At 34.8% G+C, this 25,219-nt stretch carries 16 protein-coding genes and 1 pseudogene; 12 read left to right on the top strand and 5 right to left on the bottom strand.

The genetic code is table 11. The features are described from left to right. Positions 1–4 precede the first annotated feature (4 nt). Together ACZ9HT_RS14600 and ACZ9HT_RS14595 are read right to left on the bottom strand one after the other, a co-directional pair. Positions 5–190 carry a hypothetical protein gene (locus tag ACZ9HT_RS14600; protein WP_476041233.1) on the bottom strand — a complete coding sequence of 62 codons (186 nt, stop codon included), beginning with the start codon at positions 188–190 and terminating at the stop codon, positions 5–7. 108 nt (positions 191–298) lie between these two features. Next, positions 299–559, bottom strand: coding sequence for a hypothetical protein (locus tag ACZ9HT_RS14595; protein ID WP_476041232.1), 261 nt, complete (start codon positions 557–559; stop codon positions 299–301). Between the two features lie 138 nt (positions 560–697). Between ACZ9HT_RS14595 and ACZ9HT_RS14590 the strand changes: the two genes are divergently transcribed. The 9 genes and pseudogenes from ACZ9HT_RS14590 to ACZ9HT_RS14550 form a co-directional block, all read left to right on the top strand. Then, positions 698–2,362, top strand: coding sequence for an SNIPE associated domain-containing protein (locus ACZ9HT_RS14590; protein ID WP_476041231.1), 1,665 nt, complete (start codon positions 698–700; stop codon positions 2,360–2,362). A 116-nt stretch (positions 2,363–2,478) separates the two neighbouring features. Then, entirely contained in the window at positions 2,479–2,685 is a 207-nt protein-coding gene (locus tag ACZ9HT_RS14585) for a hypothetical protein (protein WP_476041230.1), read from the top strand. Positions 2,686–2,705: 20 nt separating this feature from the next. Beyond that, positions 2,706–3,068: a hypothetical protein gene (locus ACZ9HT_RS14580; RefSeq protein ID WP_476041229.1), complete on the top strand. Its 363-nt coding sequence runs from the start codon at positions 2,706–2,708 to the stop codon at positions 3,066–3,068. Further along, positions 3,065–4,240, top strand: coding sequence for a PfkB family carbohydrate kinase (locus ACZ9HT_RS14575; RefSeq protein ID WP_476041228.1), 1,176 nt, complete (start codon positions 3,065–3,067; stop codon positions 4,238–4,240). The genes ACZ9HT_RS14580 and ACZ9HT_RS14575 overlap by 4 nt, the downstream gene beginning before the upstream one ends. Continuing rightward, positions 4,234–5,412: an adenylosuccinate synthetase gene (locus tag ACZ9HT_RS14570; RefSeq protein ID WP_476041227.1), complete on the top strand. Its 1,179-nt coding sequence runs from the start codon at positions 4,234–4,236 to the stop codon at positions 5,410–5,412. The genes ACZ9HT_RS14575 and ACZ9HT_RS14570 overlap by 7 nt, the downstream gene beginning before the upstream one ends. Positions 5,413–5,499: 87 nt before the next feature. Beyond that, positions 5,500–7,467: an AbiJ-related protein gene (locus ACZ9HT_RS14565; RefSeq protein ID WP_476041226.1), complete on the top strand. Its 1,968-nt coding sequence runs from the start codon at positions 5,500–5,502 to the stop codon at positions 7,465–7,467. Further along, the gene (locus ACZ9HT_RS14560; protein WP_476041225.1) at positions 7,445–8,290 is read left to right on the top strand and encodes an HNH endonuclease signature motif containing protein; all 846 of its coding nucleotides are present in this window, start codon (positions 7,445–7,447) and stop codon (positions 8,288–8,290) included. The genes ACZ9HT_RS14565 and ACZ9HT_RS14560 overlap by 23 nt, the downstream gene beginning before the upstream one ends. A 78-nt stretch (positions 8,291–8,368) precedes the next feature. Next, the gene (locus tag ACZ9HT_RS14555; protein WP_476041224.1) at positions 8,369–14,470 is read left to right on the top strand and encodes a hypothetical protein; all 6,102 of its coding nucleotides are present in this window, start codon (positions 8,369–8,371) and stop codon (positions 14,468–14,470) included. A gap of 32 nt (positions 14,471–14,502) precedes the next feature. Next, a pseudogene (locus ACZ9HT_RS14550) lies at positions 14,503–14,619 on the top strand (invertase); the annotation flags it as partial. A 113-nt stretch (positions 14,620–14,732) separates the two neighbouring features. Here ACZ9HT_RS14550 and ACZ9HT_RS14545 read toward each other — a convergent pair. The 3 genes from ACZ9HT_RS14545 to ACZ9HT_RS14535 form a co-directional block, all read right to left on the bottom strand. After that, a complete protein-coding gene (locus ACZ9HT_RS14545; protein WP_476041223.1) occupies positions 14,733–15,701 on the bottom strand; it encodes a hypothetical protein in 969 nt (322 codons plus the stop codon). Positions 15,702–15,736: 35 nt separating this feature from the next. Continuing rightward, complete coding sequence (locus tag ACZ9HT_RS14540; RefSeq protein ID WP_476041222.1) at positions 15,737–16,534, bottom strand: hypothetical protein; 798 nt, start codon at positions 16,532–16,534, stop codon at positions 15,737–15,739. Positions 16,535–16,690: 156 nt separating this feature from the next. Next, positions 16,691–17,056 (bottom strand): helix-turn-helix transcriptional regulator, encoded by a 366-nt coding sequence (locus tag ACZ9HT_RS14535; RefSeq protein ID WP_476041221.1) that lies wholly within the window; start codon positions 17,054–17,056, stop codon positions 16,691–16,693. A gap of 1,105 nt (positions 17,057–18,161) precedes the next feature. On the opposite strand from ACZ9HT_RS14535, the gene ACZ9HT_RS14530 reads away from it, so the two are divergent. Genes ACZ9HT_RS14530 through ACZ9HT_RS14520 form a run of 3 tightly spaced genes read left to right on the top strand, consistent with a single transcriptional unit; the run spans position 18,162 to position 25,096 of the window. Next, positions 18,162–21,170 carry a SusC/RagA family TonB-linked outer membrane protein gene (locus ACZ9HT_RS14530; protein ID WP_476041220.1) on the top strand — a complete coding sequence of 1,003 codons (3,009 nt, stop codon included), beginning with the start codon at positions 18,162–18,164 and terminating at the stop codon, positions 21,168–21,170. 10 nt (positions 21,171–21,180) lie between these two features. Further along, positions 21,181–22,563, top strand: coding sequence for a RagB/SusD family nutrient uptake outer membrane protein (locus tag ACZ9HT_RS14525; RefSeq protein ID WP_476041219.1), 1,383 nt, complete (start codon positions 21,181–21,183; stop codon positions 22,561–22,563). Position 22,564: 1 nt separating this feature from the next. Next, positions 22,565–25,096, top strand: a complete 2,532-nt coding sequence (locus tag ACZ9HT_RS14520; protein WP_476041218.1) for an alpha/beta hydrolase family protein — start codon at positions 22,565–22,567, stop codon at positions 25,094–25,096. The last annotated feature ends 123 nt before the right edge of the window (positions 25,097–25,219 follow it).

The following is a 25,219-nucleotide window of genomic DNA, read 5'->3' as shown; positions in this document are numbered from 1 at the left end:
GAAGCTACTTCTTCAATTCATCAATTTTACTTTTCGCATCGGTAAATGCTGTTTCAATGGTATCGCCATCATTAATAAAAAAGGTATTATCTGTTCCAAATTTTTCAAGTTTGATATACCAATTAGCTTTTCCTTTACTAACGTAATAGCCAACCTGAAAACCATCAACAGTCACAAATTTGTTTTCCATATAGTCTGAGTTAGCGGCAATATCGTTGACGACTTTGCCCTTCAGAACTTTTACAGCTTTTAACAATTCAATCAGATCGGCGTATTCGATTGAGGCAACACTGTTGCTTTATTTGCCCTCTTTTGTTATTTGATAAAAGTACGCCGTAGCTACTCCATTTGTTATTTTTCTAACTCTTGTTTCTGCAGACCCATAGGAGGCGGATAGGTTGGGTAGTTTATTATCGACAAACTTTGTGATACTACCGGTTTTCGACGCAAAGACATCCATTTTAGTTTTTACGGATTCTGCTTCTTTTTTAACATCTTGTCCGTAGGAGAGAGTAGTGATAAAAAGGATTCCAGAAAAAAAGCATAATTTTTTTAGCATTGTATATTTTTTTTACAAAACAAAATTATCTGTTTAATATATTAGCTCATTACGGAAAACCACAAATCATAGTTGCTGAATTGTCATATATTTATAAAAATTTACAACCAATTTAATTATCTTCAAAACTAAAAGCCGATGACCTTATTTCTCCTATTTGTTATTTTCTTACTCCTCCTCATTTTTATAAGCCAAATCAATGCGAAGAAAAAGGAAATCACAGCATTCAAAATAAAAATTCAGGAATTAACAACAGTCAATGTTAATTTAACAGCCACCAATCAGAATTTAAATCAAAGTGTAACAGGCCTGAATGTACAGGTGTCTTCGCTAAATAAATATCAGGGAATCGTTGACACGGAGAAGAAAGCCAATGAACTTCTTGCAGATGCGGGTCATAATGCTCAATTAATTATTAGTGCAGCAGAAGACTACAAGTTGAATATTCTGAATGATGAAACAAAAATTAGAGGAGAAGCAGAGGAGACGCTAAATGCTGCTAGAAATCAGTCTAAATTAATACTCGAACAATCACAAGTGAAATTGGATTCATCAGTACATGAATCTGCTAAGATTATTCAGCTCGCAGAAGAAAAAGCGATAGAAATTGCAGGTAGTGCTTATGAAGCAATGAAAAATGCTGAAGAATATCAAAAGACGGTCACTGCCATGAAAAATATTATAAAAGGATATGGTGACGAGTATTTGAAACCAACTTTTAGTCTTTTAGACGATTTAGCAGAAGAATTTGGCCATACAGAGGCGGGGCAGCAATTAAAAATTGCTCGGGATCGAAATAACAGTTTAGTAAGAACAGAATTGGCTGCTAAATGTGACTATGTAGAATCAAACAGAAAAAAAACTGCGGTTAATTTTGTGCTCGATGCCTTTAATGGTAAAATTGATTCTATTTTATCTAAAGTTAAAAAAGACAATTATGGTATTCTGGAGCAAAAAATGAAAGATGCTTATTACATTGTAAATAATAACGGAAAAGCATTTAGAAATGCTGAAATCACAACCGAATATTTAAATTCTAGGGTAGATGAATTGCATTGGGCGGTCATTGTACAGGAACTGAAATGGGCAGAAAAAGAAGAGCAACGGCTTATCCGGGAACAAATACGGGAAGAAGAAAAAGCCAGACGCGAATATGAGAAAGCAATTAAAGAAGCTGAAAAAGAAGAGCAACTCCTGAAAAAATTAATTGAAAAAGCGCAGAGAGAAGTAGAGAAAGCCAATGAGGAGGAGAAAGCACAGTTCCTGGATCAATTAAACGATCTCCAAGAAAAGTTGAGGACTGCTGAAGAAAAAAATCAGCGGGCAATTTCAATGGCACAACAGACCAAAGCAGGAAATGTATATGTTATTTCGAATATCGGATCCTTTGGAGAGGATGTCTTCAAAATCGGTATGACAAGAAGATTGGAGCCGTTAGATCGCATCCGAGAATTAGGGGATGCAAGCGTGCCCTTCGAATTTGATGTTCATGCGATGATCTACAGCGACAATGCACCTTCGCTAGAGCGGCAACTTCATAAAAGGTTTTTAAAACTGCAAATGAACAAAGTGAATCCGAGGAAAGAATTTTTTAAGATCGGTATAATTGAGATCAGGGATACTGTAAATGACTTGGGGATCACTGGGAAATGGACCATGGCTGCAGAAGCCAGACAATATAGAGAGAGTCTTGCGATTAATGAAGCGATAAAGAACAATATAAATCTGGAACGGGAATGGGAAAGCTTTCAGGAAGAGGCTGAAATTGAAATACAGGAGAGGGAAGTAGAGGCGATTGAATGAGAGGGATCACGATTTCTCAAGGAAGAAACGTCGAAGGCTGGATAAATATTGGAGATAAAATGTGTTTTTCGATTAATTATAATATTTTAATTTAAATTTACTTTAAAATAAAACCTATGATTAAAGATAACAAATTTTGCGATTTACAAGAATTGTCAGATGAGCAAATTTTAAAAGAGTTTGTTAAAAGATTTAACTGCGACGGTGCAATCCTATTATATTTGGAGAAAAATCATGAAAATGGAATCGCACAATGGGTAAATAATGATGGAAAGAAGTGGGTTAAAAACCTTATGCCCTTGATAAAAGAAATTCATACATAAACTAATATAAAACTAATACGATGAAAGGAGGTGGAGGCGGAAGCCTGAATTACAGCAGACCATTAGCTGGAGCAACAGTAGGAGGGAATCTCCAAGATGGTGATGAAGAATGTTTAAAAATTAAATTTGAAGCAGTTCTTAAAAAGTTGCAAAGTAAAATACAAACTTTAAACATTGGAGATGTTTTGCAACTTGATTTGGAGCCCGATATGCAATTGGTAAATGCATTGTCAGATGGTTTCTTATGTGGCACACTAGATGCGCCACAGGTAATTCAATTGCGAATTTGCATGAAAAAAGGATATAAATTTAAAGCTACAATAGTTGAACTGGATAGTAATTCATGTAGAGTAGTAGTACAGAATTTAATAACTATTCCATGATTGATATAGTTGGAGGAACGTACTATGAAGTCTGTCATGAACCCCAGTATGAGGATCTTTTTGGTTCTGGGTTAAGAGGAGCAGTAGCGTTGAGTGAAAAAGGAATTACAATTAATTATCATTCCTCAATTGGCAGGGAGTTAAAGGGTCAATTTGATTATAAAACTTCTCTATATGGTATCAAAGGTCACATGGAAGTTCAAGAAGAATCAGTTGTATTTGATTACTATCATCCATTATCAAAACCAACCCCTTATAATTTGCCCATTGATAATTTCAAGTTACCACCATTAAAAGCAAAAAACATTCTTTATTACGGCATGATCGAATGTGATTGCTCAGTTGACGGTGAATATGTGGTTTACGACCCGCAGAATCACGTAGGCTTTAAAGAAACAAACTCAAAAGCAAAACATTTAGCCTTAATTCTTAATAAAAATGAGGCAATGTTGTTAAGCGATAACATTAGTGATAATCTTACAATAGTTGGCAAACATTTATTAAAAACCGAAGGTGCAGAAGTAGTCGTAATTAAGAATGGAGCAAAAGGTGCAACTGTTTTTTTTGAAGATAAATGCACGGTTATTCCAATTTTTGAATCGGAATCAGTTTGGCCAATCGGTAGCGGCGATATTTTTTCTGCAGTATTTGCTTGGAAATGGATTATTGAAAAACTTTCACCACATGAATCAGCATTATATGCCTCAAAGTATACAGCTGATTATTGTAATTCTAAAAATATCCCTTTATCAACTGAACCAAGAGAATTTGATAGCATAGCACCAACTGGGAGAAAAAAAATATATTTAGCTGGCCCTTTCTTTACAATCGCTGAAAGATTTTTAATTAATGAAATACATTCTGTATTAGAAGGTTTTGATGTTGATGTTTTTTCGCCATACCATGATGCAGGCATATCAATAAATAGAGATGATAATAATGAATTGCTAAAAAAAGATATCGAAAATTTGGAAGATTGTGACGTGGTTTTAGCCATATTATCAGGTAATGATCCTGGGACAATCTTTGAAATTGGATATGCAAAAGCGCTAGGTAAAAGAGTAATTATTTTCTGTGAAAATTATAAAGATAGCGACTTGTTTATGTTCGAAGGAACTGATTGTGAATTGACCTCAGATTTACCGACTGCCATTTATAAGTCAACATGGTAAAAAAAGCATTTATAATTATCGGCCTGGGTTTTGGCGATGAAGGAAAAGGAATTGTTACTGATTTTCTTTCATACAAATGTCCAGATTCAATAATTGTGAGATTCAATGGTGGCCATCAGGCAGGACATTGTGTTGTAAATTCAGCCACTGGTAAAAGTCATATTTTCTCAAATTTGGGATCTGGTACATTTAGGGGATTACCTACTTATTGGTCGGCATATTGCACTTTTGCCCCAACATATTTTGTAGAAGAAATTTCAGATTTAGATATCGATTTAAAATTTTTCATTCATCGTAATTCGCCAGTGACAACTCATTACGATATTTTATATAATAGGACTTCGGAATTATCTCTTGGGAGTAAAAGGAAGGGAAGTTGCGGAGTTGGCTTTGGTGCAACGATCGACAGGAATCAAATTATTTCTTTAACAGTATCTGATTTGTTTAATGATGAAAAGTTTTTAATGGGAAAGCTTGGAGAGATTCGCAACTACTACAGAAAACTTATAAATATTGAGACTTCTTTTGATTTCAGTCATTTTGATCATGAAAGCGAAGATTTATTCTTTATGCAACAAATTGACTATCTAAAAAAAATAGAAGCAAACGGGTGCTTTACTATTGTCAATTCTGAACAAGAAATATTTAAAAATTGGAATTCTTTTATCTTTGAAGGATCACAAGGTATTCTAATAGATCAAAATTTTGGGACAAAACCCTACATAACAAAAAGTAATACGACTTCGGAAAATGCTGTCGAAATGCTAAAGCAATCTGGAATATCTATAGATACAGAAATTTTTTATGTAACACGGTCATATCAAACTAGGCATGGTAACGGTCCGTTTAAAGAAAATAATCCTACATTTCATCTAATTAACAATTCTACAGAGACCAACATAGATAATGAATATCAGGGAATAGTTCGAGCTAATTTTCTAGATATTGATGACTTAAAATATGCAATTAAATGTGATAACCAATACTCACATAATATCAATAGGAATTTGGTAATTACATGTCTTGATCATATGATATCAGAAGAGATACAAGTTTACCATAAAGGTGAATTGTTTATAACAAATTACAGAAATATTGCTAAACTCCTTAAGGTCAATTTTAAAGAGGTTTTCTTCAGTAAAAGTAATGTGTCAGAAAATATTTTTCAATAGAATTTTTTATCAAACTTTAGCTAATTAAGAAATAATATCACATTTTGCCAAATAATAGATTGATTTTTTGCTTATTAAAAACCACGTATGGAGTTTAGATTACCTGATGAAATAAAGGAGCGCATTTACAATGAGATAATTTCCTTAAATAATCCATTTGCATTAAATGAAAATTTCACTTTGATAGATTTCTTATCAAAGCTGATCAATTTAAAAGATTTGCCATCAGAAGATGAAAGATTTGAAAATGCTTACGAAGATGCAGTGCAGCATCTAGTAAATAACGATGACTGGGATTATGACTATACTTTTAGACATAGATTTAAAGTCTTAGAAAATAACGAGTTATTTAAAAAATTTGTAGAGATTGTAATAAGTGAGGTTTCAAATCCGGATAGTATAGCTATTTCCTCAATTGTTAATAACTACATTGAGAAATTTAATTATAAATTAATTAAATCCCGAAATCCTGACGGAAATCCTGTTTTCATAATCAGAGAAATTGATTTACGATTTAATGTTTTTGATATACCCGAAAATAAAATATTATTTTATGTCACCAAAAAAAATGAAATTGTTGATATTAAAGAATATCCTTGCTTTCTTTTGGAGTATGATTTTTGGGATGATTTTAGTTTCAAAACAAGATTTGAACTATCATATTATGACGTCGAAAAAAAATATTTAAATATTGGAAAAATAAAAATATTAAAACGTGGAGAATATAGAACTTATGAAGTCATTGAAAAGGAATTTTATAAATTAAGTAATGAGTATTGTAGCCTATTTTTAAATGAATACAGTTATTTTGAATTAAAAGAAATATTCGGAAATAATTTTGATTCTATTCTTGCGGCTCTAAATGACGCGGCTTACTTTCCAATAATCAATGAGAAATTTGAGAATGAAAAAGGCTTTATTGATTCATTATGTAGAAATGATAAAGTGTCTGAAAAAATATTAAGAACAATTCGACATAAACTTAGTTATGAAAATATATCCGACCTGTTTGTCTTTAATTACTTATTTACTCCTTTGTATTCTCAATCGAATGTAAATTTTAATTTTGATTTCAATGGTAGTACCCCAATAGCAAAAAGAGTATACAGTGTTATTGGAAAAAACGGAGTTGGGAAAACATTAATGATAAAGGATTTACTTGAAAATTTATCTAAAAAAAATTCTGAAATAATTAAGCCTCGAATTCCTCTTTACGGTAAAATAATACTAGTATCTTTTAGTTATTTTGATGCGTACGAAAAAATTAAAAATAAATTAGATTTTAATTATTTGTTTTGTGGACTTGTCGATATTGAAGAGAAAAGACCTCTAACTCATGATGAAATTAAGTCTAGATTAATTGCTTCTCTATTAAAACTTACTGAAAAAAATGTCTTGAACAAATATTTTTTTATTATTAGAGAATTTATTGATGAAGAAGTACTACGCCTCATTATCAAGATCCCGAGTGGCGATATTGATTTAGAATATTTTCGAAATAATGAATTCGTCAAATTGAAGATAAACATTAAAAGAGTTGCGGAAGTTGTTGATAAAATGAGTTCTGGTCAATTAGCTTTATTTTATATTATTACTGAAATTATTGCTAATATTAGATATAACTCATTGTTGATTTTTGATGAACCTGAAACTCACCTTCATCCTAATGCTATTACTGAGTTTATGTCAGCCTTAATGCAATTATTGGAAGAGTTTGATTCTTACTGTATTATTGCAACGCACTCGCCTTTAATTGTTAGAGAGATTTTTTCTGATTGTATTTATGTTTTTGAAAAAGAAGAAAATGTACCAAGCATAAGAAAATTAGAGTTTGAAACTTTTGGAGAAAATTTATCTACCTTAACTGAGGAAATATTTAATAATAGAGATGTGCCAAAATATTTTTTTAAAAGTATTGAAAAGCTTGTTGAGCAAGGAAAAAGTTATGAAGAAATTGAAAACCTTATTCAAGGAGAAGTTCCCTTGAATTTAAATGTGAAAATTTTAATAAAGAGTTTGGTAAAAAATAGAGATGAAGAATCTGAAGTATTATAATGATGACTGCTTTGCCATTCATAAAGAAGCGGTAAGTAATAAAAATGATAACGAAAGCAAGAGAGTTTTAATTTCTGTCGAAAATAAAGTTGAACGACAATACGGAGTTTATTTAGATAAATTTCAAAATAAAAAAATTTTTGAAGTCGTTTCAGATAACTTTTCAGATGTGGAGAAAGATATAATGATTGATTTGTACCAATATAAATCCTCTATAGTTAAGAAAATAAAAAAGAAAATATTAGATGGACAGGTTAGAACAATTAACGCTACTTGTCAATATTGTACTTTGAATTCTGTAAATTCGTTAGATCATTTTATACCGAAAGCTGATTTTCCTGAGTTTTCAGTAAATCCTTTAAACTTATTTCCTTGTTGTCCAGAATGTAATAGCAAAAAAAATAATTTTTGTTTCAATGGAAAAGAGAGCCTTTTTCTAAATTTATATCTTGATGAGCTTCCTGAAAAAGAATATTTGAGAGCAGAATTTGATTTTGCAGATGAAATTCCGTTGGTAACCTTTTCTTTACATAATCCTGATAATATTGAAGTTAATTTGTATAGAACAATTTGCAACCATTATGGAAGGTTGAATCTCTTAGAAAGGATGAGAGAAAAATCCAATGAAATAATTACCGAAATTATTCGCGCCTTGAAAACCAATTATAAACTGAATAATGACGTGGAATTTTTAAAAACTTTTATCGAAGATGAAGAAAAAGAAAACAAAGATGCTTATGGATTTAATCATTGGAAATCTATACTCAGATTATCTCTAATTCAATATGAAGAATTTTGGAGAAAATATATTGTAAATACATAAAATTATCTTTATTCCCCCAAAGTAAAATTTTTCTAACAATTTCTAAACTTTCTTTTATTTTTGTATAACAAATATTTCATGGAAGAAAATCATATATCAGCAAAAGGTGAAAGAGCAGCAATTGGTGGTTATCTACCACAGTTTGATGAATTTGCTCGATTTGTATATATCAATTTAATCAATAAAACTCTGGACTGGATAAGAGTTGCTGATCCACATGCTGAAAAATTAGATGATATACAGTATTCTACATACACGGAAATACACGCATATCAAATAAAGTGGACCATAGCAGATGCAGTAATATCATTCTCAAGTTTTCTGAAAATTTTTCCAAGCTTAGTAGTAAGCTGGAAAAAAATCAAAGCCAATAATCCTGGAAAAATAGTTGTACCACATCTTCTAACAAATAAAAGAGCATCGGAAAATGACCTTATAAAATTACAGGATGGTACAACTGCTTCATTTTCAGAATTTATTTATGATGTCCTCAATAAGATAAAGACAGGTTTGAGCCCAGACGATAACTGGAAACCTGCGCTGGAAAATCTTAAAAAGACTTGTGATTCTGAAGAAGAGTTTCATGAGTTTATCAACCTATTCGATTTCCAATACAATTACCAACAAAAAAAATTCAGTGTAAAGAATGCAAGACAAAATAAAGATGAGGAAGATCTTAAAAATTTAAGTAGACTCATCATCGAAAAGGTTGCCGATCCTAAAAAAATTGTTGAATTCTCCTACTCTAAAATCATTAGTGAACTAGGGTGGGATGATCGTTTTAAAACAATTTTCAATCACGAATTAATTGTAAATAAACCAACCTATCAACCAATTCAGACAACAATTGATGTACTGAATGAGAAGTTTAGCAAAGTCGAAAAAGGATATTTGTTTTTAATAGGCGGTCCTGGAACTGGTAAATCAACTTTACTGAATCAATGGTCGAAAAACATTAAAGAAAAAGTTATCAAATATTACGCATTTGATTTTTTAAGTCCTTCTTCGCCGATGAACTATTATGAAAGAGGAAATGCAACCAACCTTCTTTTCGATTTAGTATACCAACTGAAGGATGCAGGTGTATATCAAAAACCAATACTTCCCTATAAGGATATCGCATTTTTAAAAGATGTTTTTTTTGAACAGCTAAATATACTTGGGAATAAATATAGAGAAAACAGAGAAAAGACTGTTATCCTGATAGATGGACTAGATCATGTTCCACGAGAATACAAAGATTTGGCTAACACCTTCCTAAAAGAACTTCCATTACCTGAGGTTTTACCGGAAGGAATTATTATCGTTTTGGGAAGTCAGTCTTTTGAACTGCAAGATATTCCTCAAGAGATAAAAAAAGAATTCGGAACAAACGAGAGAACTATTAGGATGGATGCTATGACAAAATATAGCGTTCATCTATATGTAGACGCACTAAACTTAAATTTTTCGGTCACTAAAATGGAGAAAGATCTAATTTTTGAGAAATCGCAAGGTCATCCCTTATATCTCTCCTACATTACGAGCAGAATAGAAGACAGCGCTTCAATTGAAGAATTGCTAAGTGAACTAACTACGATCGACGGAAACATTGAAAACTACTATAGAAAGTTATGGATGCCCATTAACAGTGAAGAAGATCTTGTAGATTTTCTAGGGCTCATATCAAGAATCCATGGCAGTATCAAATTAAACTTTATCGAAGAATGGAATGTTAGCCGTAATATTCTAAGAGAATTTAAAGCTAAAGCCAAGATTCTTTTTAATGAAGAAAATAAGTCCCTTACATTCTTTCACAATTCCTTCAAACAATTTTTATTGACTGAAACCAGTATAAATTACCTCACAGATGCTTTTGATGAAAATGCTAATATGGACTATCATAAAAGATTAGCTACCTTCTATCTTAATTCGAAGGTTGTAAATTCATGGAATGCAAATTACCACCTGTTCCAAGCCAACGATTTTGAAAAATTTGTTGAAATTGTCACTCCTGGACACCTTTCAGAACAATTATTAGAATTTAGACCTTCAGGTGAAGTGAAGCAGGATGCCAAAATGGGGATTGAAATAGCCAGAAGAACAAAAAATATTTCGCTTCTTTTAAGATATTTATTCTCTCTATCAGAAATCCAAAGCAGGCTTTTCACCTTCAACCCGCTATCTTTTATCGAAGGACTTATTAATATCGAGAGGACAGATGATGCCATTGGATATTTAAGAAGCGGAAAGGCGCTGATCGCTGATCGTGCCACAGCATTAAGTATCGCCAGGTTATTTATAGAAAAAGATATCAAAACAGAAGGTCAATTATTATACGATCTAGCATACCCCGATATAATAATGAATCAAATGATAAAGATCGATGATTCTGTTCAATATGAGGAAGTCAAAAACCTACTGGAAGAATGGGTTTGTACATCAGTTTTCTTCGAAAAAATAGATGTGGTAATTGCCATTATCAGCAATATTGATATCTCAGCCGAATTAAATACTCATATCTCTGAAGATCCTCATCAAGATCTATCAAATTCTCTTATTTTTCAATTAGGTCACACATTGATTACTCAAAACAGATGGGATGATTTTAATAAGGTTCTGAAACTGGCTCAAAAATCAGATACAGATGCGAATAAGGGATTAAAAAATATCCTTTTACATCTTTTAAGAGAAGCTATAATACAATGTTTGGTAGAAAAGGATAAAAATAGGTCGTACATTTATTTGGAAATCCTAAGAAAATCCTTTATGAGAGAGGCTGTTTCGGATGATACAAAGATCCTCATTGCAGATCTCATCTACAGAGTAACCGAAGATAGAATTGAAGTCTTTGAGTGGATTAAAGAAATACGATATCCAACTACAGCTGAAATAGCCGAAGAATTAGGTTTGGATACCTCGCTTGACGAGTTTGAGACAATGATCAGGCTGAATAAATTACTTAATCTATGTAACAAAAATAGTACAATCGATGAGGCGGTACCTAAAGCAAAAGGAGATGAAGAAATTTTGGCCTTATTTCAGAGAATGCTATATCTGACCACAAGAATTTATACAGATGCTTTATTAAATGTGGAAATTCCAGATATCATAAACCGCATCCTTCCAATTGTGCGGTTTTACTATAGAGCATATACTCCTCATCACAAATTCTGGTATAAACTGACTAGCGCAAAAGATGCGTATTTCGATTTTCTTATTTATTCTGTGGGAGAACTAGGCGATGATGCTCTTCAGCAGACTGCTGAATTTATCTTTGAAGAATTTGAGAAAAATCCTAAATATTGGAAAGCTTCAGAGCAAAGAAACATTATCATTGCTCTAATTAGCAATGGCCAAAATTCAGCTGCTGTAGTAAAACAGTTGGAGAATATTGAACAATTCATGTTTGATGATCAAGATCTGGATAGTCGAGTTCAGGAATGTTTATCTCAAGCTAATGTTTACTCACTTATTAACAGATCCAGCAAATCCGAATATTTTCTGAAACAGTCGTTTGTTCAGTCGTTTGGTGTAGGCTATCGTAAAGATTACCAATACAGCACATGGATTGATTGGCTGAAAAAAATAAATACTAAAGATCCTGAAGGTACGGCAAATAGAATTACATGGTTTTTGTCTCATCTAAACCACATTAAAAGCACGACAGAAGGAAGAGCATACTGGCACGCATCTGAAGATTTATTAGAAGCTGGTCTGGAACATAATCTGAATAGTGGACTGATACAATTAAAGTGGCAACTTGAAAAAGGGCTTATCAATTTCATTGATTCCCACAGAATCTTCTTAAAACATGCTATTAGAAATACTAAAACTTATATTGAATACACATTGCTTATAGCATTGTATACAGATTTATACCTTGTAGTTGCCGAAGAAGAAGACACTCAGATTTTAGATGATATTTTGGAAAAGGGCTTTAAACTTTCCGGGGTAAAATTTTTAAGAGATTATCTCGAAACAATAATCCAAAAAATAAATACAAACGCATTTGAGACCAACAGACATGATTTGTTAAAAAATATTGAAAGATTTGTTCAAAGTAAAAATTTAGAAATTAGCAGTTTTGTAGAAAACTTTTCGATACCACCCTACATTGGAAGAAGAAGTGAATCAGGCAGCCACAATAATATTGTATTGAAGAATCCTTACTGTCGAATGAGTGAGGAAGAAATCCTTACTTTCTGCACTAATTTTGACTTTTTAAAACAATATATACTACGAGAAGATCAGGGAAATTCCTATTTTGACTGGTCTCTAATTATAAAGGAAATAAGTTCAAACTTTTCAGTAGAACAAATAAGGGAACTTACATCAACAATGCAGATTCGAAAAAGGGAATCGGGACTTTACTCCACTTTAAGCGAAGTAGCACTAAGAAAAGGTGATCGCATTCTGGCACTTGATCTCGCAAATAGAAGTTTGGAAATTTCAGGCGAATCAGGTTGGAACGTATCTTACGATGGTGGAAGTAGAATTAATGCTTTTAAAGCGTTGAGTAAAATTGATTCCGAATTATCATCTATAAAAGCATTTGAAATATTCGCTCAGGATGTACAGGCTAGTAATTATCCGGGATATTTTTTAGATGAATTAGATAACATTATTCCGCTTTTAGTAGAAAATGTCAATGAAATTGAAATATGGAATGAGGTTTTTTCTTATGTCCAAAGGCTTATGAATAATAGTGTTGTCAGTAAAGATGTACCTTCAATGTCTATCGAAAATATAAGTTTTGACAAAACACTTGTTGACTATATCATTTATTTGTGTGATTTTCCAATCTCCTTTGTTTCGGAAAATTCTAAATTGTTACTCGCCCGGTTCATTCATCTAAATAACGATTATGCAACCAACATTTTTAAGGGTGACTCAATTGATAATGATCTTATTTTCGATGTTTTATTACTTTTACATAAAATGGATTCTCCGTCAGCAAAAGATTTTATATCAAAATTTAAAATACTCAGCATATCACGTGATTTAGAAAAAAGATTATTTTCAAAAAAGGTACTTGAAAGTTATGCAGAAAAAATCTTAATTCCAAAGACCACTGAACTTCCGGGAATATACTCAATTCATTTACCCCCAAATACAATAAAATCTTCCTTTATAGTAGATAAAAAGTTAATGATTACTACAAATAATGAAACTGACCCAAGATACCTTACTCGTCCTTTTCTACATCTTATACGAATATTGTCAGACTGTTCTAACCTTCCCGTACAAAATATTATGTTTAGAACACAAACGATAATGAAAGAAATTGAAAATGAGTACAATTGGTCCGAAAAACATGAGCTAGAAATTCGTGCCCATTTAACTGACATTGATTTCAAGCATTCATTCCGCAAACCTTATATAGCAACGGCGAGAAGAGCGGTTATGATTGCGGCGGCAGAATTGATTGATTGTAATGTAATAGGTGAGTCCGAGATCGCTTCTTTCTTCGATTTGAAGGATCCAGCGATGCTGTTATTTCCAGCCGATAACAAACCATCTTTTATCCATGAAATAAAAGAAGTTGAAAACGGTGGTGTAAAAACAAATTGGGTTGATCGAATTGAAGAATCTGGCAGATTAAATGAAAAAATTATAAATCATGAGGGGTTTTTCATTATTGCAGAATATACATTTTTAAAAAATGTAGACTGGGAATTGCCTACAGAAATATTCATGAGCCAATTGTCCGATGAGGAATATTCTTACAATTATGGCACAGATGAAATATATGAAGTTATAGATATCCATCAAAGTGAAAGTTATAGCGAAATTCAAGATTGTAGTGATTCCATAGTCATTAAAAGAGATCAAATTTTGAATTTCGGACAGAATAAAGATAATTGGTTGGCCTTTAATCCTGTAATCGCAAAAAAATTAGGATGGAATCCTGTACAAGGAAGGCTCTTTGCTTGGAAAAATGTTAAAGATGAAATAATGGCCAAATCGGTTTATTGGATGAATGGAAATGTAAATATGGGAACAAGACATGATGGAGAGGTTGGAGAAGGCTGGTATGTGCAAATATCTGCTGAAGCTCTAAAAACACTCGAAACTTTATATCCAAATCTTTATTTTCAGAAAAAAATCAACAGATCTGCTGGAAATAATACTGAAGAAATTGAAAGCAGTATCCCTGTAAAAAATGACACGAATACAGGGGGGAATAATGATTTCTAACAATTTAGATGCATCATTATTATTTACGCATAGATAAAAAAATCAAGTATTTGCAGGACAAGAAAGTTTTTTATTCGGCAATAGGCAGAATTTTAGGAGTACGTCGGTTAAAGGTTAGCAGTTTTGTGGAGAATCAAAGTGTAACTTAATATCAAAATGTCCAAATTTACTTTAATAATTTTTTTTAAGCCCATTTAATTAAACCTATCTTCCATTTCTCATCTTGCAAACAAAACTAATACTCCGTTATTAGCTGCACTTTTTATCTAAATCTATCTTCTATTTCAGGTGTAATAGTTGGATTTAATTGTAATTCTCTCCATTCAGATAAGAATATATTTGCAATTTTTTCTAATTCTGGAAGTTTTTCAAGAATTACACCAACTGATTCAATCTCAATAGGAATAATGCCATGTGCAATATTTTTACGAATTGTATTACATTCATCAATCCAGTATTTTTGACCACCAATAAATTCCCAGTTTTCGCATTCACCCCAAATAGTTTTAAAACATTCCCAGATATGGCAAACTGTACCTTTACCTTGGCAATTGGTTTTATTAGGATTGTATTTTGAAGTGACAGTTTCGATTGAATTCCAATATGCTAAAAATCTATCAAATGGATCTTGGGAATATTGCCCTTTTCTAAACCAACTTAAAGCTCTTAAGAATGTTGTTTCTGTTAAACTTAGTAGTCTTGCTTCATTAAAAGAACTTATAAAATCCTCTCGGTCAATTATTCTTCTTACATTTTCGTATTTTTTTTGTACTAGTATGTTACTAACTAAATCCAATTGAAAAGGTAAATTTAATTTTAGAGACAAGACATCCAACATTCTACCAAAAAATAAAATAGCGGCTTTTTCAGCCAAATAAGAATTTGGAGCAAAAGCACTAATTGTAGCCGTAAAACCATTTACATGGCTTTGTATTTTTATATTACTATAAAAAGCGTCTGGATGCTCTAATTCTTTTCTTGTACTAAAGTTTATATTATTTTGTATAGTTACAGGACCAATAATATAAATGTCAACTTCCCAAATTGGAATATTATTGTGATTTGGCATAATTTTTTTCTCAAATATAAGATCATTATATATTAGAACCTTACGGTTTTCCGTAAAAGCAGAAAGGGTTTTTTTTACCCTTTTATAAAAACTAGAAATTCCAATTCTCGTCAGGTCAAAGCCGAGACTTTTATAAAAAGTATTCTGTGTAATAAAGGTCATTGATTACGAATCCGACATCGGGATCTTTTTGTATTCTATGTGTTTTTCGGGAAATACTTGCCATCTAAAAGACTCCGCTCCATTATTTCGGTAGAATCCAACGTCGCAAAATTATCGGCGACTAAATCTTTTACTCGTTGAAAGTCCTCTTTTGAACAATTAGGATAAACTCTGATCTTTATCTCCTTCAAAGCATTTTCATCTATTGGGAGATCTATATATTCCGGAAGACCATCCCTTTCTTCATGCTTGCAATTTGCATGTAGATAAAATCTAACTTCATCCTGAAATGACCAATATACATCTTTAAATCTAATTGGTGCTGCTATGTGAGATAAACTAATTTCATTACCATCTTCGTTTTCTCTCCAGTGTTCCTTCTTTAACGTGGCGAAGTTTTCATTATATTCAACTTTGACAATAAACCCATCCTCCTCATCCATAGGAGGTGCAAAGTAATATTTCTGACCATTTTGATACCAGTCGAAAAATGGTCTTGGATAAAATAGATTTTTAGCTGGATGACTATCTTCCACTGGCATTTTTTCCAAATACTGATCAGTTCCTGTAATAGGTATAGGAAATTTCTTATACCATTTAACAGGCATTTCAATGCGAACTCCGTTCGGAGAATACATCGCCCACTGGGGAATTTTTTCATTCTTATCTAGGACCCAACATGACAAGAAATAATTTTTTTTCAACATTTCTGGTAATCCGTCTGTTTCTGTTCTATCATCCATCAAATCAAATCGTTTGAAGCGAATAGTTTTATTTTTTAATATTAAACCTAAAGTTGTAATATCTGTATAATGGTATACTTTTTCAATCATCGTTTTGTGTATAGTTTATGTTTCCTTCCCTTGAAGTAATACTTTTACGTAATATCCCAATATCCAAAACCTTCTTCCACATAATCTTATGGTACCCCCGCCTAAAATCCAAAATTGTCTTTTAACCCTTCGGTAAAAACAAAATTGCAACTCTCGTCAGGATTTAAGTTTTGAAAATTTTTCTTTCGCTGCAATTTCTAAATTGATATAATATAATTCTTTTTGTGCTGTAAGTTTTTTCTCAAGACTTAAACATTCCTTAATGATTGATAAAATTGATTCTAGGGGTTGTAAAATAAATAGAGAGTGAAAATCTAACTCTAATAATCGGCATACTTTAAGCAAGTTAGTCCAACTAGTAGAATTCTCATATCTCTCTATTCTGCCAATAGTAGTACCATTGGACTCAAACATTAGACCCAAATCATCTTGTGAAAGTCTTCTTCTTAACCTTTCTACTTTTACTATACAGCCGATTTGTAAGCCTAAGGCATCAATTTCTTCATTACTAAATTCTTGCATTCAGTAAAATTTGTGATTATTAATAAAATTATTCGATACAAATATGTATTGAATAGAAAATATTTATTATATTTGTCTCAAGATTACAGTCAAAAATGTAATTTTGCGATACTTCAAAGAATAATAGAAGCTATTGCTTAGAACCTCGACTTGAAAACTGGTAATTTTAGTACACGAGAGGATAAGTATAGTAGCTCACGCTAAAGCGTGGGCTCACTTATCTGTGTACACGGTATACCAGTACCTCAAGTCGGATATGTTGAGTTCCACGCTGTTTTGTATCCAGTATTCTCAATTCCCTAAGCGCCCGCCTCTCAGAAAACAGTATCTACGACATTTACAATGGTGTGCACAACCATTGCGGCTTAATTGCTTTGCGGGAAATAAGATTACATACGCAACCTCTTCATGCTCTAAAATCATGAACAGACACATTCTCTACTTCATCGACAGCTCTTAAAAAAGCAAATTTTCATATCAATGCTCTTTTAAAGGATTGATCTTTAGCGGGAAAGTAACCCCACTGTAAAAGTGTTTCTACACGCTTTCCCCTAAGGCAATCCGATCAATTTTGCCGGCTGAGGGAAGTTGAAGCCAAAAGTAAAAAGAGCCAAGAAAAAAAGAGTTAATTTATCTGGCTATTTTAGGAAGGGTCACCTAAAAAAAATGGCAGAGGATCCTTCTGGGATGCTTCATGGTTTCCCCTTAGGATACTTCATGGATAGTTCATGAGGAGTTCATGAAAAGTATTTACGAATTTCACTACAAAAGTGCAGTTCAGATCAATGGTAAAATAATAAAAACGATGATCTATTTTTATAACAGTTCATAAAAGAACAACACATTCATATCAATTATTTTAAAGGATGGTCTTTAGCGGGAGAGTGACCCCTTCTTCATAAGTTTCTACACGCTTTCCCCTAAAACATTCCGAATAATTAATGGGATGATTTGGCAATGTGATGATGTGCTAATTTTAGGCATCTGGCATCTAACATCCTGCACCCAGCAATAAAAACGCCCTTCCCTACAAGTTTGACGACCCAGAAGGAAAGAGCAATAACAGTCAATAGAACAATAATGAACTAAAAACCTTAACAAAACTATGAAAAAAATCCTATCAACCATAGGAGTTGTTTCCGGTTGCCTGATATTTTCTGCGGTACACTCGCAAGTCAAGGCGCAAACCCGTACGATGACGGGTCACGTAAACGACGGAGAAAAACCCATCAGGGGAGCAACAGTCACTCAACAGGGAACTACCCAAATGACCACTACCTCATCAACCGGAGCCTTCACCCTCCAAATTACTGGAGAAAACCCGGTACTGATCTTCAGGCATCCCGAATACACGGAGCAGAAAATGACGACCGACGGTAAAACCACTTTCAGAATTTCCCTAACCGAAAAAGTAAAATCGATTGAAGAAGTGGTACTGAATGCAGGCTACTACAATGTGAAAGCAAAGGAAAGCACGGGGAGTATTTCGAAAGTGACCGCAAAGGATATTGAGAATCAGCCCGTCAATAATGTACTTTCGGCAGTGCAGGGGAGAATGGCGGGAGTCAATATTACATCAAGTGGTGGGGCGCCCGGAGGCGGATACCAGATAGAGATCAGAGGAAAAAACAGCCTTAGAACTCTTTCAACAAGCGGAGTTGACGGGAGCCAACCTTTATATGTAGTCGACGGCATTCCGATCAGTTCAGGAATGAATTCGGAATTTTCGGGAGGGATATTGCCGGCACGCAGCATTAATCCGCTGAATTCCATCAACCCTAATGATATCGAAAGTATTGAAATATTAAAAGATGCCGATGCCACCGCTATCTACGGATCGCGGGGTGCTAATGGCATTGTTTTGATTACTACAAAAAAAGGAAAATCGGGAAAAACAGATGCCCGCCTCGATATTTCTTATGGAATCAGCAATGCTATTTCTAATCTCAAACTTCTGAACACAAAACAATATTTGGATATGCGCAGACAGGCCTTCTTAAATGATGGTATTACGGTCTACCCTAATGAGGCATACGATATCAACGGTACGTGGGATCAAAGCAGAAATACGGACTGGCAGAAGAAGCTTATTGGTGGAACTGCAACCTCCTCAAAAATTCAGAGTTCGATATCAGCAGGAACAGAAACAACTACATTTTTATTAAGCTTGGGACACAGCGAACAAACGACTGTTTTCCCAGGAGAATTTAATTACAAGAGCAACACTATTTCCAGTAATTTTAACCATCAGTCCCACGATAAGCGGCTGCGCGTTGGAATGTCTAATTTATTTTCTCTTCAAAATAACAATCTTATCAACACCGATCTTACCCAGCAGTCAATCTGGATGGTTCCCAATGCCCCATTGCTGTATCATCCAGATGGTAGCCTTAATTGGGAAAATAATACGTTCGATAATCCTCTGGCAAAACTGGCTGCCACTTATGGCAACAAAAATCTTCAATTCCTGAATAATATTACCCTCAGTTATGAATTGGTTCCCCAATTAACCCTCAGATTGAATGGCGGCGTGAACTACCAGTCCCTCAAGGAGATCACGCTACGACCTCATACGCAGTACGCTCCATTTTGGGGAACGACGAGTGCAAATTCAAGTGCATTCAAAAATACGCAGGATCGTTTTTCTTATATTATTGAACCACAGCTTAACTGGAAATTGCGCAAAAACAATTATGAACTTGACATTCTCGCAGGCGGAACTTACCAGCAGGAAACCAACCAACAATTCTCTATACAGGGGTACGGTTTTATTAGTGATGCTTTCATCGAAAACCTGAGCGCAGCACAACTGAAAATTCTGTCTGATGATGTACAAAACATTTATAAGTATGCAGCCTTTTACGGCAGGGTCAACTATCAGTTCAAAGACCGGTACATTTTAAATGTCACTGGCAGGCGTGATGGCAGCAGCCGGTTTGGACCCAACAATAAATTTGCCAATTTTGGGGCAGTAGGCGCCGCCTGGATTTTTTCGAAGGAGAATTTTCTCAGAGATCTGAAATGGCTGAGTTTTGGGAAAATACGGGGAAGCTATGGATCTGCAGGAAGCGACAATATCGGAGATTATCAGTTTGCAGATACCTACACAGTATCCTCACTTACTTATGATGGGATCCCGGGACTGTTGCCTTCCCGTCTATATAATCCTGACTACAGCTGGGAAAAAACAACAAAGATGGAGGCGGCGCTGGAGGCAGGATTTTTTAACAACAGACTTAATATCTCCACCGCTTTTTACCGTAACCGATCTTCCAACCAATTGGTAGGATATCAACTGCCCTCCATGACGGGGTTTTCCTCTATTCTGGCGAACCTTCCTGCAACGGTGGAAAATACCGGAGTTGAAATCGAGCTGAACGGGCGACCAGTTGGTGGTGGTTCGTTTCAATGGAATACTTCATTTAATATAAGTTACCCGAAAAGTAAGTTGATTTCTTTCCCGAATCTCGAAGGATCAACTTATTCTAACAAATATGTAATCGGTATGCCTATTACCATTGTGAAAGTATTTCAATATGAAGGGATCAATCCAGAAACAGGAATGTATCAATTTAAAGATTTCGATGAAGATGGCGATATTACCTCTCCCAATGATAATATGATTCCCGAGGATATAGGGGTTAAATATTTTGGTGGATGGAACAATCAATTTTCATATAAAAACTGGGACTTTTCATTCCTTTTGCAGTTTGTAAAACAACGGAATTATAATTATAACCGCATTATGTCGACAATTCCAGGAGACATGTTTAATCAGCCTGTGGAAGTATTGGACGTATGGTCAGCCGAAAATCCACAGGGTACTTATATGCCCTACAGTACTGGGATGGATTTTGATAAGTACATTTCTCATTACAATTTTATTAATAGTACTGCAGCGATCTCCGATGCTTCTTTCCTCAGGCTAAAAAATATTCAGCTAGGATACCGCATTCCCTTGACGGGTAATCTTCTCAGAGAGGCCAAAATTTATTTTCAAGGCCAGAATCTGTACACTTACACGAAATATTTTGGAATGGATCCGGAGTTTATAGGGATTGGCTATCTGCCTTCCCTTAAAACATATTCTTTTGGATTACAGTTAAATTTTTAAAAATCGAAAAATGAAATCTTTATATACAACAATTCTTATTTTCTTACTTCTTGCCACACAGAACGTCTTTCTTTCATGCGAAAATTTAATTGACGTGGAAATTCCCGGTAATCAGGTAGGTTCAACCCAGGTTTTTGAAGATGCACAAACAGCAAATGCTGCTCTGGCTGGATTATATGCGAGTCTGTATGATCACTCAGTACTGTCCGGTGAGGGATTGGGGGTATTACTGGGAAGCTACACTGATGATTTGGAGGGCTATTATTTAGGTAGTACCAATGGTGCCACAGATATTTACCGGAATCAGCAACTCCCGACCAATACTGATATCGCCAGAATATGGGCAGATGCTTATCAACAAATTTATATGGCCAATGCTATAATCAGCGGAGCGGAAAATTCTGTTTCCATGGAATTAGCAGATAAAGACAGGATCAAAGGTGAAGCCTTAGTGGTAAGATCTATTCTTTTTTTTTACCTGCAACAGTTATTCGGAGATATCCCTTATCCGATCAGTACAGATTATAAGGTGAATCAATCGCTTGATAAAACAGTATCGCAGGAGGTTCTTGACAAATTGCAGGCTGACCTAAGTAGTGCGGTTCAGTTGCTCAAAGAACAATATCGAAGCGAGGAACGAATTATTCCAAACCGGCAGGTTGCCAAACTAATGCTAGCTAAAGTATTCATGCTAAAAAAGGACTGGAATAGTGCTGAATCGGCATTAAAAGGGATATTGCAGAGTCCCATGTACCAATTTCAAAATGACATTACTCAGGTATTTCATAAAAACAGCAACCATATCCTTTGGCAGCTCAAACCACTTAGTCAGGGTGACGCTACAAAGGAGGCAACACTGTACTATTTCGAAGATGCTGCACCAACTTCATACGCCGTCTCGCAGGATCTTGTGAATGTTTTTTCAGCTGAAGATCTGCGGAAACAGCAATGGATTGCCCCAGTCGTATTTAATCAAAATACTTACTACCGCTTAGAAAAATATAAAAACCGAATTCCGGGGGAAAATACTTCTGAATATTCTGTTGTTTTTCGCTTGGAGGAAGTTTATCTCCTTCTTGCAGAAGCACTGGCACAACAGAATAGGGTGAACGAAGCCGTTCCTTTCATTAACGCTACAAGGCAGAGAGCAGGACTTCCTGTAATAATGGATACAATCACAAAAGAGAAGTGTGTGGCTGAAGCGTTGCTCGAAGACCGAAAAGAATTCTTTGCGGAAATGGGACACCGATTTCTGGATCTCAAAAGAAACAACGGCCTCGATATTCTTATCGCAGTAAAACCAAATTGGAAAAGTTATCACCGTTTGTGGCCTCTGCCACAGGGAGATCTGCTTGCTAACCCCAATCTCAATCCGCAAAATCCCGGGTACTAACATGGTAAGACTCTACTATACAATGCTCCTGTTTTTGCTGACAGGTCAATACTACGGCGCACAGACCCCCGCGGATACGATTCAGAAATGGGTCAACGGATTTTATCATGTTTCTCTGGAACATTTCTCAGACAACGGGGAATGGTCGGCACTCAGAAAGAGGTACGACACCAATCAGGATACACTAACGGTTTTCAATAACGAATTGCCAGGCACTGCTGTAGGTTACACTACCAAGAAGGATTACAGCGAATTTTTGAATAACGGATATCTGTTATCATTAGGCGAAAACCAAGCAGAACTGTGGAATTTAAATACTCAAAATAGAGTGTATTATCACAATGTCAACAGAGTATCAGCACTGGGTTCTCACAAACAGTTTATCGTTCTGGACCGCGATCACCAATTAAAATGGTATAACACCGATGGCCTTGTGATTAACAAAGCAGGGGATGTGAAAGATTTCATAACGGATAAAAAAGACCGCTTTTATTTTATCCGGCAGCATAACGGTCTGTCAGAGGTGTATTCGGGATATCAGTCTCAGTTCTCAAAGCTATATGCCACCCGGAATAAACTGTCAGGTCTGCTATTGAGTGCGTCGGAAAGGCGTCTCATTCTGCTGGAAGAAGACAGCAGTGCGGCGGTTCAGAGACCAGTATTTATTACGCTGAAAACGGGTCAGGTGGATTTTCCCGCAGAGTTTTCTATATCTGCTTCTGTAAATTTCAATATCAGAGAACTGGGGAACGGAGATGCTTATTTTATCAATACTTATGAAACCGTTCAGCAAGATCATCCCGCCGTAGATATCTGGTATGGTAACGATCAGAAACTTGAAAATAAATTCATGCCGCATACGACTGACAGGTACTGGATGTGGAATGCGAATTCCAATGAATTAAAAAAGATTCCAAACGATCAATTTAAGACCATTATTGATGTGGGCAGTTCGCGGTATTTTATTGGAGTGAACTATGACGAGCTTATCGATTACACCTCTTTTTTTCCGGATTTAAATATCTGGATTTATGACGCTGATCAGGAAGCATGGCAGTTTTCAGGAAAGGTAATCGCCATTAAAGAGAATACGAGTTTTGGGCGAGGCGTCTTTGGCAGTTCTGTACCGGCACTGGCAGTATCGTATAACGGTGAAAGCATCCTTTATAGCAAAGCTGTGGATCAGTGGGAGCTGTTCCATTTAATTTCTGGTAAGAGGACGACCATCGCGGCAAAAGGAAATCCTGTTTTCAGCACTGATAACCGGCACATCCTTTTTGAAGGCATAGACCTTCTGAGCTACGATATACGGACCGGAACCTTAACATCCTTACCTATTTCATCTAAACAGCAAGTAGAAATTGTGAACATAAAAAAAGAAATTTTCAAAGAAGGAACTTTTGATTTTGGAAGAGCAACAGTGGATACCAATCAACCCATACTCCTACGAATTTATGATGATCTCAATAACGAAACGGCATACCAGATTTACAATAAAGGTAGGACTTCCGTAATTTTAAGAACGACCAATAATCATATCAGGAATTTGAAGTATGACAAAGGTCTCAAAAAGTTTGCGTGGCTAGAAGAACAATATAATATGCCCACCAAACTGGTTTTTGAAAACGCGGAAAAGAACGCGGAAAGTACTATTTTTAACGGAAACTTAAAAGACAAAGACGCATTAAATCTGAAGCAGGAAATCATCACGTATCAAAACTCAGAGGGGCAAACATTAAAAGGAATTCTTTATTATCCTGTGGAATTTACTTCTAGCAAAAAATATCCCATGGTCGTCCAAATTTACCAGATTCAGAGAAGGACGGGTAACCATTATGTTATTCCTCAATTTTACTCGAAAGGGGATGGTTTCGATATACGGACACTGCTGGAAAAAGGATATTTTGTCTATTTGCCTGACATTGTTTTTGGACCTTCCGGAACAGGATTGTCGGCACTAGATTGTGTCAACAGTGCTTTAGATGCGCTCAACAGCCATAAAAATATCGACTTCGGAAAGATGGGTCTCGTGGGTCATTCTCACGGAGGATATGAGACCAATTTTATCGCTACGCATTCCGACCGTTTTGCGGCGTATATCTCGGGGGCAGGAAACAGTGACCTTATGCGCTCCTACTTCTCCTTTAATTATGGATTTTTATTGCCCTTTTATTTTCAATTTGAAAACGGGCAATATGAAATGAAAAAGAAATTTTCGGACGATAAAAAACGGTATCTTCAAAACAGCCCCATCTACCACGTAGAAAAAGTACAGGCACCTGTATTTTTATGGGCAGGTAAGAAAGATGATAATATTGCGTGGGACCAGGTGATGGAATTTTATATCGGACTGAAGCGCAATAATAAAAACGTGATCGCTGTATTTTATCCATTCCGGAAACATGATCTGGGTAGGGGTAACGAAGAGGGAAAAGACCTTTTTATCAGGATGCTGGAATGGTGGGACTATTTTCTGAAAGATCAAAAAGAGGTACCCTGGATCAACAAGCAAATGAGAAAGGACAAAACATAATCAATGGTGGCGGAAGTATATTTCCGTCATTTGTTTTTGCCTATCTGCAGCAGTAACCGAAGAGTTATCGGAAATGTAAAAAAATTCAAATATTTAGAAATACTAAGGAGCAAGGTTGTAAGA

It is taken from the genome of Chryseobacterium sp. UYP7 (assembly GCF_056279225.1).
This window is presented reverse-complemented; position numbering and strand designations above follow the sequence as displayed.